Origin of the sequence: Streptomyces inusitatus, from assembly GCF_014651115.1 — a bacterium.
In the GTDB taxonomy this organism is placed as follows: Bacteria; Actinomycetota; Actinomycetes; order Streptomycetales; family Streptomycetaceae; genus Streptomyces; species Streptomyces amakusaensis.
In genome coordinates this window covers 363681-379022 of sequence record NZ_BMWG01000004.1, presented here as the reverse complement: position 1 = coordinate 379022, position 15342 = coordinate 363681, and the positions used below count along the sequence as shown (strand labels likewise).

Sequence of the window (15342 nt, the reverse complement as noted above, 5' to 3'; positions counted from 1 at the left end):
CACCTCGTAGCCGCGGTACTCGAACCAGCGGCGCATGATGTCGAAGTTCAGCCCGGAACGGATATGGCCGATATGGGGGGCGGCCTGGACCGTGGCGCCACAGAGATAGATGGAGACCCGGCCCGCGACGAGCGGGATGAAGTCACGGACTTTACGGACACCGTTGTCGTACAAGCGAACGGGCATGGCGGCTCTCTCCCGTGTAGTTCGTCTGTCGGATCAGGCGGCTGCCCGGGCGGCTCTGGCGGCTTCGGCGAAGGACGCGATCAGCGCGGGGTCCTTCTGGCCCCGGCTGATCTCGATTCCGCTCGACACATCGACGCCCCAGGGATTCGTGGCGCGGACGGCGTCGCCGACGTTGTCGGGGGTGAGACCTCCGGCCAGCAGCCATTTCCCGGCGGTGGTCCGCAGGGGGCGGCGGCCCCAGTCCCAGGGCACGCCCGCCCCGGGGACCGGGGCGTCGAGCAGGAGGATGTCCTCGCCGAGGTCGCCGTGGCGCGGCAGCGGTTCGCGGTACGAGAGACCCCGGATGAGGGTGCATCCGGTCTCGGAGAGCTGTTCGTAATAGGGGCGGCCCTCCTTGCCGTGCAGTTGCACGCCGAGGACGCCGGTGATGTTCACCAGGGAACGGACATCGGCCAGGGGCTGGTCCCGGAAGACCCCGACCGTCAGCACCGTGGGGGGAATGCGGCGCATCAGACGGATGACGGTACTGGCGTCGACATGGCGTGGGCTCCGGGCGAACATGAAGCCGATCGCGTCGACTTCCGCCTCCACGGCGGCGTCGACAGCGGCTTCCGTACGCAGACCGCACACCTTGATGAACATCGCGTGCTCCTTGTCAGCGGCCGGCGACGGCCAGTTGGATGCCGATGCCGACGAAGGCGGCGGCGAACGTGCGGCGCATCCACGCCATGACCTTGGGACGGCTGATCACCTGGTCGCGGACGGCCGCGGCGAACCCGCCGTAGATCGCGAACACGACGAAGGTCATGACCATGAACACCAGACTCAGCCGAAGCATGTGGGGAAGGGTGTTCCCGGCGTCCGCCGGGACGAACTGCGGCAGGAAGGCGAGGAAGAAGATGGACAGCTTGGGGTTGAGGAAGTTGATCAGAATGGCCGTGCCGGTGATGCGCAGGGACGAGGTCTCCTGCTTGTTCGGGTCCTCGATCTTGAGCGTCCCGGACTCCTGAAGGGTGTTCCAGGCCATGTAGAGGAGATAGGCCACCCCGGCCCATTTGAAGATCTCGAACACCAGCGCATTGGTGTGCAGAATCGCGGCGAGACCCGCGATGGCCGCTGCCAGGTGCGGAACGATTCCCAGAGTGCAGCCGAAGGCGGCGACGACACTCATACGGAAGCCCCGGGACAGGCCCGTCGCGATGGTGTAAAGCGCTCCGGTGCCGGGAGAGACGACAATGATCAGAGAGGTGATGAGAAACTGAAGGCTCACGGGTGCTCGCTAGTGTTCTCTGGCACCGGCGGCCCGTGCCCGGGTCGAAAGCGTCGACACGTGTCGCGGGCCGGCGGCGCGTGGGTGTTGGCCGTCGATCGGAACGCTAGTACCTGATCGACTCCGACGATGCCCGCGTCAGCCATGAAAAGGCGACAGAAGTCGGCGCGTTGCCGCCTTGACGTCATCACTTCTCATCAGTGATTCACCGATCAGAAACGCGTTGATTCCCGCTTTCGCCATCCGGCCGAGGTCCTCTGGAGTACTCAGTCCGCTTTCCGAGACCACCAGCCGGCCCTCGGGGACCTTGGGCGCGAGGGCCTCGGCGGTGCCCAGACTGGTCTTCAGCGTACGGAGATCCCGGTTATTGATGCCGAGGAGCGGGGACCGCAGCCGCAGCGCGCGTTCCAACTCCGCCTCGCTGTGCACCTCGACCAGCACATCCATGCCCAGATCCAGGGCGGTGTCCTCCAGGCGGCCCGCGCTCCCGTCGTCCAGGGCGGACAGCATGAGCAGGACGCAGTCCGCTCCCCAGGCGCGGGCCTCGACCACTTGGTAGGGGTCGTACATGAAGTCCTTGCGCAGCACCGGGAGGGAGACCTCGGCCCGGGCCGCCATCAGATGCTCGCGGCTCCCCTCGAAGGACGGGGTGTCGGTCAGCACCGACAGACAGGCGGCTCCGCCGTCCTCGAAGGCGCGGGCCAGCGCGGGGGGATCGAAGTCCTCGCGGATGAGCCCCTTCGACGGGCTCTTCTTCTTGATCTCCGCGATGAGGGCGTACTCCCCCCGGGCGGTCCGCCGGGAGAGCGCGTCGAGGAATCCCCGGGGCTCGGGGGCCGCGTCGGCCCTCCGTCGCAGCTCCTGGAGGGGGACGGCCCGCCGGGCCGCGGCGATCTCCTCACGCTTGTAGGACTCGACCCGCCTCAGAAGATCGCTCATGTCATGCTCCTGTCTCATGTGAGGAAGCGGCGAGCAGTTCGAGCCGGCGGCGCGCCCGCCCGGAGTCGATGGCCCCCTCCGCCAGCCGGACCCCGTCGGCCAGACTCTCCGCCGCGCCGGCGGCCAGCAGCGCACCGGCGGCGTTGAACACGGAGACGTCCCGGTAGGGGCCGCGCTCGCCCTCCAGTACGGCGGTCAGGGCCTTGGCGTTCTCCGCCGGGTCGCCGCCCCGCAGCTCACCGGGGAGACTCCGGGGCAGACCGACGTCCTCCGGAGAGATCTCGTAGGTCGAGACCGTGCCCCCGTCCAGCTCGGCGACGAGGGTGGTCCCGCCCGTGGTGATCTCGTCCAGACCGTCCCCGCCGTGGACGACCAGGGCGCGTTCGGAGCCCAGCTCGCGGAGGACCTGAGCCATCGGTTCGAGCCACTGGCGGGAGAAGACGCCGACGAGGTGATGGCGTACCCCCGCCGGGTTCAGCAGCGGGCCCAGTAGATTGAAGAGCGTACGGGTGGCGAGTTCCACCCGGGTGGGGGCCACATGCCTCAGGGCGGGGTGATGGGCGGGGGCGAACATGAACCCGATGCCCGCGGTGCGCAGACAGTGCTCGACCCCGGCGGAGGTGAGGCCGTTGCGCACACCGAGCGCGGAGAGTACGTCGGCGGCCCCCGAGCGGGAGGAGAGGGCGCGGTTGCCGTGCTTGGCCACCGGCACCCCGCTCCCGGCGACGATGAAGGCCGCGCAGGTGGAGATGTTGTAGGAGCCGACCTCGTCACCGCCGGTGCCGACGACGTCCACCGCGCCGGCCGGGGCGTCGACGCGCAGCATGTGGGAGCGGAGGGTGAGTGCCGCGCCGGTCAGTTCCTCCACGGTCTCCCCGCGCACCCGGAGCGCCATCAGCAGCGCGCCCATCTGGGCCGCGGTCGCCTCTCCGGTCACCATCCTGCCGATCACATGGGAGGACTCCTCACGGCTGAGGGTGCCGCCGGACGCGACCTTGCCCAGGAGGGCCTTGTACCGCTGCATCACATCTCCCCTCGCGCCATGCCCGCGGGGTTCGGCATGGCTTGGTCCCAGTCGAGTTCGACGTTCTCGCGCCGATAGGGCGTGTGGTCGCTCAGGCCGGTGTCCAGCTCCCGGGCGAAGAGATGGCCGCTGTGCACGGCGGCGGCGATGATCCCCGGGCCGAGGCAGTCGCCGACCCGCACCACGCGCCGGACACCGGCCGCGGCCAGGGTGTTTTGGCCCAGTCCCTGAAGCTCGTGGAAGAGCGCGTCGCGCGGCAGCATGCTCGTCACCAGGACGATCGCGTCGGCCTCCACCACCGTCTCGCGTCCGGTGTAGGTGCAGGCCAGATGTACCGCTCCCGGTTCGACGCGGGACAGTGCGGACAGCGCGTGGGTGCTCGCGCACAGCTCCATCAGCCTTCGGCCGACGCGCTTCTGCTCGGCGGTGAACTGGGTGAAGGCCGCCAACAGGCTCTCCGGGGTGGCGAGGGAGACCTCGCAGCCGTTCTTGGCGAGAAGCTCGGCGATGACCGTGGCCATGTAGTAGTGGTCGTCGTCGAAGATGAGGACCCGGCCGCGGGGAAGCCTGCCGTCCATGATGTCGTCCGGTGTGTAGACCGGCATCGCCGTGAGATCCGGTACGGGGGCGAGGTGGTGCCTTCCCACCCCGTCACGGCGCCAGACGGCACCGGTGGCGACGGCGACGACGGAGCACTCCGCCTCCAGGACGAGTTCGCGGTCGACCTCGTTGCCCGGCAGGATCCGCACACTGGGCATGGACTTGAGCTGTCGCAGCCGCCAGTCCCGGACCCTGCCGTAGGTCGCCAGGCCCGGCAGCCTGCTCTCTCGGGTGACGCGCCCGCCGAGTTCGCGCCCCCGCTCGGCGAGGATCACCTCGTACCCCCGCTGGCCGAGGGCGCGGGCCGCCTCCAGGCCGGCCGGACCGCCGCCGGCGATGAGCACCTTGTCGGCGGTGTCGCGGACGGCGATGCGCTCGGGGTGCCAGCCGCGCCGCCACTCCTCGCCGGTGGTGGGGTTCTGGGTGCACCGGAACGGCGCGCCCGCCCGGTCCCAGGCGACGCAGACATTGCAGCCGACGCATTCGCGGATGTCGTCGACGCGGCCTTCCTCGATCTTGCGCGGAAGGAACGGGTCGGCGATGGAGGGGCGGGCCGCGCCGATGAGATCGAGGGTGCCGTTGCGCACCATGGCCGCCATGGTGTCGGGGGAGGTGAACCGTCCGACGCCGACCACGGGTTTCGTGGTCACGCTCTTGACGAACTTCACGTACTCCTCTTGGTATCCCTCGTCCGAGAAGCGCGCCGTGGCACCGTCATTGTCGAAATTGCTGATGTTCACGTCCCAGAGATCGGGGAGTTCGGCGAGCATCTCGACGACGTCGTGCCCCTCCCCCTTGGCCGTGATGCCCTTCTCGCCGATCAGCTCGTCGACGCTGAAGCGCACGGCGACCGCGCAGGTGTCCCCGACCGCCTCCTTCGCGTCCTCGATCAGCTCGCGCAGCAGCCGGGCGCGGTTCTCCAGGCTGCCGCCGTACTCGTCGGTGCGCTGATTGCGGCGGCGCGAGAGAAAGTTGATCGGCAGCGTCATGTCGTGGCCCGCGTACACATTGACGATGTCGAATCCCGCGCGCCGCGCGTTCAGCGCCGCGTCGCGGTGCCAGCGCCGGAAGGCCCGGATATCGGACTTGTCCATGGCGCGGGCAGTGCCGGGGAAAAGGTCCCTGGTGGCCGTGGCGCTCGGGGCGATGGGAACGGCCCGGCTCTCCAGATTGCTGACATGGGCGCCGTTGTGGGCCAGTTCGACGCCGGCGAGAGCGCCGTGCTCATGGATGAGATCGGTGGCCTTCGCGAGGTAGGGGATGTCCTTCCCGTCCCACAGCCTGAGTTCGCGCTGATGGTTTCCCGAGTAATGGATGTCGCACTGCTCGGTGCAGACGACGCCCCAGCCGCCCTCGGCCTTCACCTTGCGCATCGCCGCCATGGAGCTGGGGAAAGCCCGCCCCATCCCATTGCAGTGCGGGACTTGATAGAACCGGTTCTTGGCCGTGACCGGGCCTATTCGGACCGGCTCGAAAAGGGCGTCGTAGCGCGCGGGACGGGACATGACTTCCTTCGGATCGGGGCTGCTCGAAGCTGCTCAAAGGCTGGCCGGGGCGGCTTCTCAGGCCGCGGGGTACGCGCGGTTTCCGAAGATGGCGCTGCCCACCCGGACATGCGTGGCACCGTGCTCGATCGCCGAGGCGAAGTCACCGCTCATTCCCATCGAGAGCGAGGTCAGCCCATTGCGCTCGGCGATCTCCCGCAGCTGGACGAAGTGCTCCTCGGAGGGCTCGTCCACGGGCGGAATGCACATCAGCCCGATCACATCGAGTTCGTGCTTGCCCCGGCATATCTCCAGGAACATGTCCGTGTCGCTCGGGGCGACACCGGCCTTCTGGCGTTCGAGTCCGGTGTTCACCTGAACGAACACCTTGGGCCGCCGGCCCTGCTTCTCGCCCTGGCGGAACAGGGCCTCGCTGAGCGAGAAGCGGTCGACCGAATGAATGACGTCAAAGAGAGCGACGGCGTCACGGGCCTTGTTCGTCTGGAGCGGTCCGATCAGATGCAGTTCCACCCCGGGGTGTTCCGCCCGGAGCGCCGGCCATTTCGCCTGCGCCTCCTGCACCCTGTTCTCGCCGTAGACGTGCAGGCCCCGGCCGACAGCCTTGCCGAGCACCTCCCGCGGCACCGTCTTGGAGGCCGCGACCAGGGTCACCGAGTCCGTGGACCGGCCCGCCCGGGCGCATGCCTCGGCGATCGCCGCCCGTGTCGCGTCCAGCCCGCTCAGCGGGTCGGCACGGTCCAGCTCGTCGTCGCTCACCTGGCATCTCCTTTGTCTCAGACGAATTCGAACCGCTGGGGAGAACTCATCAGCGCCGAGGGCCCGACGCCCGCGCCGATGGCCGGGAGGCCTGCCCGCAGTTCGGCCTCCATGGCCCGCAGATCGTCCAGGGCCGTGTCGTGGTGCGCCTCCGCCACGATCAGGACCCGGCCGGTCTCAGCGGAGACCACCGACCTGGCGCTCTGCCGGTAGGTCCAGCGCCGTGAGTGGGCGTGCCCCTCGGGGTCGGCGAAGACGACCTCTCCCTCGCCGGGGTGCTCGGTCTCCCCCTGGAACGTCAGATAGTTCTCCGTTCCCAGCGCGGGACGGACGGTGATGCCCTCGGCCACCCGCCCGCAGTCGAACGCGGCGATGGGGATGCCGAACGCCATGGACACATGGTTGAGGTAGTCGACCACCGGGTGGAACTTGGGCATCTCCTGGGTCTTCCGGTAGCGGCGCAGCAGGGCTTCCGAGGCGCACCGGTACTGGGTGGGCTTCAGGCCCATGCGCGAGAAGGCCTCCCGCCAGGCGGCGATCTCGGGCATCTCCGCCTCCGCCGCGCCGCTCTGCCGCTCCTTGACGGCGGTGGCCAGCCGTTCGAGGGCGGTGGGATCCTCCTTGGCGTCGCGGACGTCCTCGGCGACGACCGCGAGAGCCCGCAGGCTCGGGTGGAGGTTCCAGATGGCATCGGCGTGGGTGAAGTACATGGGCTGATCCCTACATGTCGTCGACTGCTGTTCAGGGGTAGAGACGGCCCAGGTGCCAGGGCCCCTCCGGCTTCTGCCTACTAAAAACGAATCGGTCATGCAGTCGAAACGGCCGATCCGACCAGAACTCGATGTAGGTGGGGCGTATTCGGTAGCCCGACCAGTAGGGCGGTCGCGGCACCTCGGAGTCGCCGAATCGGGCTCCCTCACGGGCCACGGCCTCGTCCAGTTCCCGGCGGCTGCCGAGCGGGCGGGACTGCCGGCTGGCCCATGCGCCGATCCGGCTGTCGGGGGCCCGGGAGACGAAGTAGGCGTCGGCCTCGGCCTCGGTCACGGCCTCCACCGGGCCCCGGAAACGCACCTGACGGCGCATGGACTTCCAGTGCAGGACGGCTGACGCCTGCATATTGGCCGCCAGCTCCGCGCCCTTGTTGGACTGTGTGTTGGTGAAGAAGACGAACCCCTCGGTGTCGTACTCCTTCAGCAGCACCATGCGGACGTCGGGAAGGGCGTCCTCACCGGCGGTCGCCAGCGCCATGGCGTTCGGGTCGTTGATCTCCTGTCGGCCGGCCTCGGTGATCCACTGCTCGAATAATTCGAACGGCGTCTCCTCCGCGGCCGGTCCCTTCGCGGCGTCGATTCCCTCTGCCTTCAGATCGAGCATGGCGAAAACTCCCGGATGAGATGAGTCGCTCGGAGCACGGTCGGAGCACGGGTGATGGGTTCGGGGTCGCCAACCGGGGCGCCCCGGGGCGGAGGCCTAGGCGACCAGGGCGCGCTTGTCCGCCAGGACGTTGCGCCACTTGTCCAGGTCGTCTCCGGCTTTGGTGATCAGGTGCGCGGAGCCGTCCGGTGTCACGAGGACCTCGGCGGCCGGGGGCACATTGAGGAACTCCATGTGCTGGGTGGCGCAGTAGGCGCCCACGTCCAGGATCACCATGAAGCTGCTCGCGTCGATGCTGTCGGGGACCTCGACCTCGCCGGGCAGGATGTAGTCGTTGCGCAGGATGGTGCGGCCCCGGACGGCGGCCGTGGTCGTGCTGCCCGTGGTGACCTCCTTCATCCCCGCGTCGAGGAAGGCCACATTGTGGTTCCGGTCGCGCAGCTGGGCCGAGGGCATGAGCATGCGACAGCCGTTGGTCACCAGAATGTTCGACACGGGGGTGGAGATGACGCTTCGCTCGACGCTCAGCAGCAGCGCGCCCGCGTCGGCCAGCACGTCGCGCGCCGGCTCGAAGAGGAAGGTCACATCCTCGGGGATGCTCTGCCGGCGGGCCGCTTCGGCCAGGGCCCGGAAGTAGCTGTGCCAGTCGAAGTGCTTCTCCGTCTCGTCCCAGGCGTCGTAGTCGAAGCCGTGGCCGCCGGCGAAGTTGATCGACCGGGCGGTGGGGAAGTACTCCCGGTAGATGCTCATGACCTGCTCGACGATGCCGACCATCTCGTCGAGGGTGTTGCCGCTGCCGCAGTACACCTCCAGGCCGGTGAGATCGCGCTCGTACTCCTTGAGCAGCGCGGCGAGCCGGCCCAGCTCTCCGTACTTGATGCCCGGCTTGCCGGAGTCGAGGCTGTCGATCCGCACGCTGATCGTCGGCGCCTCGGTACGCAGCGAATACGCGACCTCGTCGAGGCTGGCCAGGAAGGTCGGGTGGCCCGTGGAGTCCCAGAAGCCGATCTCCTCGTCCGACACATGCCCGGGCGACACGATGAACTTGCTGAACCCGTGCTCGCGCAGGAGTCGGTACTCGCTGGGCAGCTGCACCAGGACCCCCACGTCCTCCATGTCCTTGAGAGGGGCCATGAAGTGCGGGTTGGAATTCGGAAAGAATGGAATGTAAAGCTCCACTCTCCCCGCCAGGCCGGCCGCCGCCGCAGCGTCCTTCACCCGGCCGATATTCTTGCGCATCCGCGCTTCACTGTAGATGAATACCGGCGTCCCGGCACGGCTCGCTATGTGACTGAGATCCACATCCATGAGCCATGAATTAGTTAGTGCAGTCACGGTGACGACCTCCCATATTTGCGTCGCACAGCGAGTACACATCCATGAGAAAGAGCAGCCTTAATACACCGCTCTGTACATTTACCCCGGACTGTGAACTTCACCGGCTGCGAGAGATGGATTGACTGTCCAGTGGTGCAGCCACAAGTTCTACCAGCCGCCTTTCTATAATCGCAAGCGTTAGCGAAGAGGCTTTTTCCGGATGGCCTAATACCGTCTTATCACAGCGATAATTTCCACATCGTCGCAGCTCAGAGGGCATCTGAAGGAGAGCATTCCGGCCAGATGAAGATGTTTAGCATGCAACCATATCAGAATGTGAGATTCTGCTTGACGGTTACAGGGCCCCTCGACCTAGTATTGCGGCAACATTAACAGGGATGCCTGAATAAGATCTCGCAATGGCCGTGTGCCCGAGTGACTCAGGGGATCGCCTGCAAAGCGATTTATATCGGTTCGAATCCGGTCGCGGCCTCAGAGTTTCATCGCTCCAAACGCACGACTGCCGCCGGTGCAGCACTTTTATTCAGTGCCGCACCGGCGCTTTCGCATGCCCGTGGAAGGGTCGCGCCCGCCGACCCAGCAGGGTCGGATCATGCGACCCCGTGTATGGTTATTCCTCTGAAGGGTGCACGAGTGCCCAGCCTGAAGTCTGTTACGTGACAGGCGGTTCGCCGTACTGTTCACGGCCCGCACCATCGCCGTCCTCGGGTCGGCGTTCGGCCCGTAGCCCTCACCTTCGCGGTCCTCGATCTGCCGGGAGCCGACGCCAGCACGCTCACTCTCGTTCTAGCCGCGCAGACCGTCCCGGAAATCGCGCTGCTGCTGTTCGGGTGCAGTGATCGCGGACCGGATGCCCCGGCAATCTGCTGATGACAGGTGCCGAACTGGTGTCGGCTCTGGCCGTCACGACTCTGGCATCCATGTTCCTGGCTGAGAACCCGCCCGTGGGCACCATCGGCATCTCACTCGCGCTGCACTACCCGGCGCTCACCGGCGCCATACCGGACGTGATGCCCCCGGAGCGCCTGCACACCGCAACGCCCTGCTGCGCTTCGGCACGGACACCGGCAGGCTTCTCGGACTCTCGCTGGCCGACGGCATGGTCGCCCTGGCCGGCCCCGGCTGGGCCCTGGACACAACGGCGGCCGCCTTAACCGCCTCAGCGCTGCTGGCCACCCTGCGCCTGGGGAACAGCCCGCGCCCGAGCGGCGGCGCCTCCGTCGTCGCCGATCTGCGCGAGGGCTGGCAGGAGTTCTCCAGTCGGACCTGGCCGTGGGTCACCGCGCTGCAATTCGCGCTCGTGATCGGGGCGTTGCAAGCGGCCTATGAGGCACTGAGGCCTGTGGTCGCCAGGAGGACATAGGCGGTGCTCCCGCCTGGTCGATGGTGCTGCTCGGGCAGTCCGTCGGCACGCTCATCGGCGTTACGGGGGCTTGGTGGTCGCGGCCACCGTCTGCGCCCTGCTCGTCCCGGACGTCGGCGGCTGACCCTTCCTTGGCGTCGCCGCTCAACGAGGGCACAAGCGCGGGCGAGGGCAAGAGCGAGGGCGGCGGCCCGGAGCCGGAGGAGAAGGCCGTGGACGGGGCCGCCGCCCCCTAAGGCGCGGGCGGACGCCCCGCCCCCGGGCCTCGCGGTGGCCGGGATGCCGCGGCCGAAGACCCCTGACGGACTCGTTCAAGGATCCGCAGGGGCTCCGGGACACGGCGCCCGTGCGGCGAGCGCGCTTCCGCAGGTCACATCGATTCTTCTGGGTGGGACAGGTTGGACTCGAACCGCGGCCGACGGATTATGAGTCCGGTCAAGGACGACCCGCTCCCTCATCGGGCAGCCTCAACGCCGCCGCCAGCGCATGGGGTGCACATCGCTCCTGCACCGAAGCCTGAGCTGCGCGAGCTCACGCCTTCGGTGCAGGAAGCGGGCTACGAACCATCAGTCTTGATGACCTGGCTCCCCAGCTTCGCCATCACGTTGAGGCGGTCCATCCGCGAGAGCCGGGACCACTGGATGAACGCGTCGTCGACATCGTCCACCGTCCGGCGTCCAGCAGCCATCCAGGCGTACAGCCGCTTCTTTTTATCCCGTGACTTGAGCGCCGTGACCTGTATCAGCACTTCTCCCGGCGCGGGAGGGCGCTTAGTGTTGTTGCGGGACTCATCGTTGCAGCGCTGGCATTCAGCCCGCAGGTTCTCGTCATCATTGTTGCCACCGTCGCTCACCGGAATGATGTGACCGATCGACAGAACGGCGTTACGGCCAGCCTCATCCCAGTACTCAGCGCCAGCGTGGACACCACAAACCTGGCAGGCGTGACCGTCGCGCTCCATGATCCGACGGCGCTTGGGTCCGGTGATGTTCTTGCGAACCGTCTTAGGCACAGGCTCGCCCTGGTCGATGCGCGTTCCGATCTCAACGAGCAAATACTCGTCCGGCTTGAGATCTGAGTTCACCTTGTAGTTATCGATCTTCCAGCCCATCGGACGTAGGTCCCGCATACGCCGGTCAGCCTGCGCCACATCCGGCACGTTGGCGAACAGGTCCAGCTTCGTGAACCGTCCTCCTTCGCCTACCGAAGCCACGTACTCCGCAACCTTCACGATGGACGGCTTGCGCCGAGGCTCATCCATGGCCATCACCTCTCCCGTTCCGCGGAGGATCATCCTCCGGCGGATCGATCATGGCACGTACGGCGCAGCAGATGCAAGTGCTGGCGCAGCCAAAATGCTGCGCCGGACGCTGCCGAACACTGCGCCAGCGCACCTCTCGCCACTAGACTGGTCCAGAGGTGCCGCCACTCCCCTCACGGCTTCTTGGTCCGCAGACGGGCAGCGATGGCACCGCGCAGCCCGTCGCCGGCGCCGGCTGAACCGTCGACCTGCCGCCGCAGACCCATGACGGTTTCATCCAGACCGGGCTCGACCTAGTCAAGAAGCAACAAGCGGGCCACTGCACTCATACCGGCACCACATCGACAACTACCTCGTGCCACACTTCGGCCGCATACGCCTGCGGGACCTGCGGCTCTCGCACGTCGACAAGCTGCTCGGCGAGGTCAACGACGGGAAGCGGAAAACGGCGACAGCTCGCCGCATTCACGCGACGCCGGGCAGCGCCCTGACGACTGTGGTGAAGTAGCAGCTCATCACCTTCAGCATGGCGAAGAACGTCGAGCCGCCGACCTCTCAGCGCCCTAAGGTCATCCCGTGGGAGCCTGCCAAGCTCGGCGCTTTCGTCGTCGTGCGGCAGCAGACTGTGCAGGTGTCCAGGCTCAAGAAGCGGGACATACCTCCCGTGGCGTGCCCGTACTGCGAAGGGGGACACATCGATCTGACGCTCTCCCGGCCCAAGACGGCGAGCGGCGAGAATCGGATCATCGACCTCGACGAGCTGACCGTCAGTGCGCTCCTTAAGGCACAAACTGCGGCAGCAGGAAGAGCGCCGCAAGTGGAAGTCGGTGTACCGGGACCACGGGCTCGTGTTCGCCCATGACGACGGCGTCGCCCTGCCCCCGGATCACGTCTCCAAGCTCTTCGGTGGGCTGATCGACGCCGTCCGGTTCGAGGATGACGCGCACCTGCCCGAAGGGGGAGCGCCGGCGGGTGCGGCCGCACGACCTGCGGCACGGGCAGGCGTCGCTGATGCTCACCGCCGGGGCCGACATGGCGATCGTGTCGAAGCGCCTCGGGTACTCCACGGTGACGATCACCACAGACCTGTACTCACACCCGCTGGGTGGAGTCGGGCGCGACACGGCCGAGAAGGCGGCGTCCCCTCGTGCCGCGCCGACGGCGCGAGCAGGTCCAACCCGGAGACTCTCGTTCCCAGGTGGTTCCCAGCCAAGGCTTGAGCTCGGCTCGCCTGATGGCGTGACAGGCCCCGGATATGCCAAAGCCGCAGGTGCGATCGTTTCTGCACCTGCGGCTCGCAGTGGGGCGGGTGGGACTCGAACCCACGGCCGACGGATTATGAGTCTGCGGGAGTATGTCTCTGTCGCGTATCGCCCTGTATCGCCGTGCGCCGCCTTGTATCGAAAGTGGCTGGCCACAAGGGGTGGCAGCTGCTCTCGATGTAGCTATCCGTACCGTCCTGTACCGGCGAGATCTGCCCTGTTCCGGAGCGTTCGGGCCAGCAGGGGGCCAGCAGAAAGGGCCCCGTCACCTGCGATGACGGAGCCCTGTATCCACGTCTCAGGATACCCGCTAGGCCTCCTCTGAGGCAGCCTCCTCAGCCTGCTTGCGGGCCCTCGGGACAAGAGCGGCTGCCCTCTCGGCGATCTCCAGGTCGACTTCCTTCAGCAGTGATGTGTACGTGTCGGAAGCCAGCTTGATCGTTGAGTGGCGCAGAGTCTCCTTGATGGCATGCAGGTCGCCACCTGCCGCATGGATAAGGGTCGCCGCGACGTGCCGCAGGTCCCGGAGATTGATCGGCGGGAGATCTGCCCTCTGGACGATCCGCCGGAACTCATCGCTCACCGCCTCGGGGTGAAGCCATGAGCCGTCGATATCGACGAACTCCTTGCCCGTGTCGACCCAGTCCTCCACCTCCTTGCCCTTCGCCCGCTCTGCCGCCGCATGCGCGTTCCATGCCTCGCGTTCGGCCGCCTGCCGGAGACGGTGCTCGCGCAGGACGGCGACAGTCAGAGAGTCAAGAGCGATCGTCGCGGCAGAGCCGTCGGTCTTCGGCTCCTCCTCCACTGGAGTCCAGCCGTCGACGACGATCTCCTTGGCGATGGTGATGGCCTGCCCGACGAGGTCGACATTCGCCCGGTCCTGCCCCACGGCCTCCCCGCGGCGCAGCGCGCGAAAGGCGATGAGGTGGAAGAGCGCGTACAGCCGGGAAGACTCGGCCTCGTCAAGGAACGCACCGATCTGCGGTGGTGTCCACACCATGACCGCGCTCGGCTTCTCGCCCGTCGCCCGCCAGCGCTCAACATGCCGGTCGGTCCATAGCACGGCCTTCGGCCGCTTGCCGGGTTCCAGCTCAACGTGGGAGGCCGGGTTGAAGGTGATCAGTTGCCGTTTGATCGCCGCATTGAACGCCGTGCGCAGCGTCGCACGGATCCGCTGCTTCGTAGCGTGCCCCGTGACCAGACGGTAAGGCGGCATCGCTGCGAGCTTCTCCCGCTCGCGTGCCAGGCGTGCGGAGTCGGCGGCCGGCGGCCGGGAGTTCTTCCCCCACTTGCACCGCGCCTGCTGCTCGCGCCGGGCTGTGTTCTCCGCTTTGATGACCTCGTTCTGGTCGTCGATGGCGTCGAAGAACTCCTGGCAATGCCCGACGTTGCAACGATCGAGACGGTAGTGGCCTATACCTGGCGTCAGGTGCACCTCTACGTGGGAGCGGTAGCCAGTCGTGGTGCTGCGCCGAGTCTTCTTGGAGTTCACCCATGTGTCGAGCCACTCCCCCACCGTGCTCGTACCGTCGAGCGGGACCCCGACCCCGAGCCGCCGTGAGACCTCGATGGGGTCCGGTATCTCCAGACGGTCACGCATGACGTTCTGAAGCAGATCGCCGACGCGGCGCTGTGCGTCCTCGTCGTCGCCAGCCAGGTCGAGGATGGCGCGGATGCTGTCAAGGTCCGCCTGGGCATCCTTCACCAGGGGGTAGCCCGTGCGGCGGAACGGCCGTCGCTTGCCGTTCTTGTCGAGCGGAAGCTCTTGGCGCAGTTGATGCGCTCCGTGAGTCTTCTTCGAAAGTTGCGGGCAGCCTGTGCCGAGCAACTTCCCGTCGGGGCCTCGGCATTCGCAACGCTTACTGATGCCGCCTGCACGCCGTGCAGCCACGCTTCCTCACCTGTCCTTGTCCCAGCTTTGCAGCCATAGACCATCGCCGATGATGCGCTTACTCACGACGGTCATCTCTTCGATCAGCTGCTCGGTCGCTTCATTTCTGTGGATCATCCATACGTGGGCACCAGCCCGCTCGACGGGGCAGCAAATGACGCCCTCCGGGAACGCCCCGGAATCTGCGAACTCCCACCACGCGTGTGCGAATCCCAGCCCTTCGGCGGGCTTGTCGGATCGGTAAGGGTCCCCATCCCAGTTCTGGACCCACCCGCCGTACCCGATGACGGGCCGGTGCTGCTCCGTCAACTCACGGCACAGACGCTCAGTGGCGTGGCCCGGCTGGATGTAGGCCACGGCCAGGCCGGGCGACTCAATGATGCGCGTGGCGCGGCCTTCGGGTACCTCGCCAGCGGTGGCCAGCTCGTACCGTATTTCGCCGTTTTCATACAACATGACAACCCCCATGCAGCCGCCGCGCTCGTACACACGTTCGAGCGCAGGGGCGCGGCATGCCGCGCTCCGGATGAACAGGAGACCATGATGCCCCTCCCCCGCGATCCGCACTAGTGG

16 protein-coding genes, 1 tRNA gene and 1 pseudogene are annotated in these 15342 nt (G+C 67.2%); 4 read left to right on the top strand and 14 right to left on the bottom strand.

The window, feature by feature from the left end:
- The 10 genes and pseudogenes from IE247_RS11255 to IE247_RS11210 form a co-directional block, all read right to left on the bottom strand.
- Nucleotides 1-186: pseudogene (locus tag IE247_RS11255) on the bottom strand (cysteine--tRNA ligase); the annotation flags it as partial.
- Between the two features lie 33 nt (nt 187-219).
- Nucleotides 220-828: a phosphoribosylanthranilate isomerase gene (locus IE247_RS11250; protein ID WP_190122843.1), complete on the bottom strand. Its 609-nt coding sequence runs from the start codon at nt 826-828 to the stop codon at nt 220-222.
- A 13-nt stretch (nt 829-841) separates the two neighbouring features.
- Complete coding sequence (locus IE247_RS11245; RefSeq protein WP_190122842.1) at nt 842-1456, bottom strand: LysE family translocator; 615 nt, start codon at nt 1454-1456, stop codon at nt 842-844.
- 138 nt (nt 1457-1594) lie between these two features.
- Complete coding sequence (gene trpC / locus IE247_RS11240; RefSeq protein ID WP_190122841.1) at nt 1595-2395, bottom strand: indole-3-glycerol phosphate synthase TrpC; 801 nt, start codon at nt 2393-2395, stop codon at nt 1595-1597.
- Between the two features lies 1 nt (nt 2396).
- Nucleotides 2397-3419 (bottom strand): anthranilate phosphoribosyltransferase, encoded by a 1023-nt coding sequence (trpD, locus tag IE247_RS11235; protein ID WP_190122840.1) that lies wholly within the window; start codon nt 3417-3419, stop codon nt 2397-2399.
- A complete protein-coding gene (locus IE247_RS11230) occupies nt 3419-5524 on the bottom strand; it encodes an oxidoreductase (RefSeq protein ID WP_190122839.1) in 2106 nt (701 codons plus the stop codon). Before IE247_RS11230 ends, trpD begins: the two co-directional genes overlap by 1 nt.
- A 57-nt stretch (nt 5525-5581) precedes the next feature.
- Complete coding sequence (locus IE247_RS11225) at nt 5582-6280, bottom strand: YggS family pyridoxal phosphate-dependent enzyme (protein WP_229869029.1); 699 nt, start codon at nt 6278-6280, stop codon at nt 5582-5584.
- Between the two features lie 17 nt (nt 6281-6297).
- Complete coding sequence (locus IE247_RS11220; protein ID WP_190122838.1) at nt 6298-6990, bottom strand: B3/B4 domain-containing protein; 693 nt, start codon at nt 6988-6990, stop codon at nt 6298-6300.
- A 31-nt stretch (nt 6991-7021) separates the two neighbouring features.
- A complete protein-coding gene (gene pdxH / locus IE247_RS11215; RefSeq protein ID WP_190122837.1) occupies nt 7022-7654 on the bottom strand; it encodes a pyridoxamine 5'-phosphate oxidase in 633 nt (210 codons plus the stop codon).
- A gap of 96 nt (nt 7655-7750) precedes the next feature.
- On the bottom strand, nt 7751-8788 hold the full coding sequence (locus IE247_RS11210; RefSeq protein ID WP_229869027.1) for a hypothetical protein: 1038 nt from the start codon (nt 8786-8788) through the stop codon (nt 7751-7753).
- A gap of 604 nt (nt 8789-9392) precedes the next feature.
- On the opposite strand from IE247_RS11210, the gene IE247_RS11205 reads away from it, so the two are divergent.
- Nucleotides 9393-9464 (top strand) — tRNA-Cys (locus tag IE247_RS11205).
- A 627-nt stretch (nt 9465-10091) separates the two neighbouring features.
- Nucleotides 10092-10355 (top strand): hypothetical protein, encoded by a 264-nt coding sequence (locus IE247_RS11200; RefSeq protein WP_190122835.1) that lies wholly within the window; start codon nt 10092-10094, stop codon nt 10353-10355.
- A 556-nt stretch (nt 10356-10911) separates the two neighbouring features.
- Here the strand turns inward: IE247_RS11200 and IE247_RS11195 are convergent.
- The gene (locus IE247_RS11195; protein WP_190122834.1) at nt 10912-11622 is read right to left on the bottom strand and encodes an HNH endonuclease; all 711 of its coding nucleotides are present in this window, start codon (nt 11620-11622) and stop codon (nt 10912-10914) included.
- A gap of 520 nt (nt 11623-12142) precedes the next feature.
- Between IE247_RS11195 and IE247_RS34975 the strand changes: the two genes are divergently transcribed.
- Nucleotides 12143-12478, top strand: coding sequence for a hypothetical protein (locus IE247_RS34975; RefSeq protein WP_190122833.1), 336 nt, complete (start codon nt 12143-12145; stop codon nt 12476-12478).
- Here the strand turns inward: IE247_RS34975 and IE247_RS34215 are convergent.
- Nucleotides 12396-12695: a hypothetical protein gene (locus IE247_RS34215; protein ID WP_229869025.1), complete on the bottom strand. Its 300-nt coding sequence runs from the start codon at nt 12693-12695 to the stop codon at nt 12396-12398. The two genes, IE247_RS34975 and IE247_RS34215, sit on opposite strands and share 83 nt — an antisense overlap.
- Between IE247_RS34215 and IE247_RS34970 the strand changes: the two genes are divergently transcribed.
- Complete coding sequence (locus tag IE247_RS34970) at nt 12628-13203, top strand: hypothetical protein (protein ID WP_373305540.1); 576 nt, start codon at nt 12628-12630, stop codon at nt 13201-13203. The genes IE247_RS34215 and IE247_RS34970 overlap by 68 nt on opposite strands.
- Here IE247_RS34970 and IE247_RS11180 read toward each other — a convergent pair.
- Nucleotides 13189-14769 (bottom strand): site-specific integrase, encoded by a 1581-nt coding sequence (locus tag IE247_RS11180; RefSeq protein ID WP_190122831.1) that lies wholly within the window; start codon nt 14767-14769, stop codon nt 13189-13191. The genes IE247_RS34970 and IE247_RS11180 overlap by 15 nt on opposite strands.
- Before the next feature lie 6 nt (nt 14770-14775).
- The gene (locus IE247_RS11175; protein ID WP_190122830.1) at nt 14776-15258 is read right to left on the bottom strand and encodes a hypothetical protein; all 483 of its coding nucleotides are present in this window, start codon (nt 15256-15258) and stop codon (nt 14776-14778) included.
- Between the last annotated feature and the right edge of the window lie 84 nt (nt 15259-15342).

Bases quoted from the DNA above. Each gene is read 5' to 3' on its own strand.
- IE247_RS11250 (WP_190122843.1), bottom strand. From the start codon at position 828: ATGTTCATCAAGGTGTGCGGTCTGCGTACGGAAGCCGCTGTCGACGCC.
- IE247_RS11195 (WP_190122834.1), bottom strand. From the start codon at position 11,622: ATGGCCATGGATGAGCCTCGGCGCAAGCCGTCCATCGTGAAGGTTGCG.
- pdxH (WP_190122837.1), bottom strand. From the start codon at position 7,654: ATGCTCGATCTGAAGGCAGAGGGAATCGACGCCGCGAAGGGACCGGCC.
- IE247_RS11230 (WP_190122839.1), bottom strand. From the start codon at position 5,524: ATGTCCCGTCCCGCGCGCTACGACGCCCTTTTCGAGCCGGTCCGAATA.
- trpC (WP_190122841.1), bottom strand. From the start codon at position 2,395: ATGAGCGATCTTCTGAGGCGGGTCGAGTCCTACAAGCGTGAGGAGATC.
- IE247_RS11220 (WP_190122838.1), bottom strand. From the start codon at position 6,990: ATGTACTTCACCCACGCCGATGCCATCTGGAACCTCCACCCGAGCCTG.
- trpD (WP_190122840.1), bottom strand. From the start codon at position 3,419: ATGCAGCGGTACAAGGCCCTCCTGGGCAAGGTCGCGTCCGGCGGCACC.
- IE247_RS11210 (WP_229869027.1), bottom strand. From the start codon at position 8,788: ATGGCCCCTCTCAAGGACATGGAGGACGTGGGGGTCCTGGTGCAGCTG.
- IE247_RS34970 (WP_373305540.1), top strand. From the start codon at position 12,628: ATGCTCACCGCCGGGGCCGACATGGCGATCGTGTCGAAGCGCCTCGGG.
- IE247_RS11200 (WP_190122835.1), top strand. From the start codon at position 10,092: ATGGTCGCCCTGGCCGGCCCCGGCTGGGCCCTGGACACAACGGCGGCC.
- IE247_RS34975 (WP_190122833.1), top strand. From the start codon at position 12,143: ATGGCGAAGAACGTCGAGCCGCCGACCTCTCAGCGCCCTAAGGTCATC.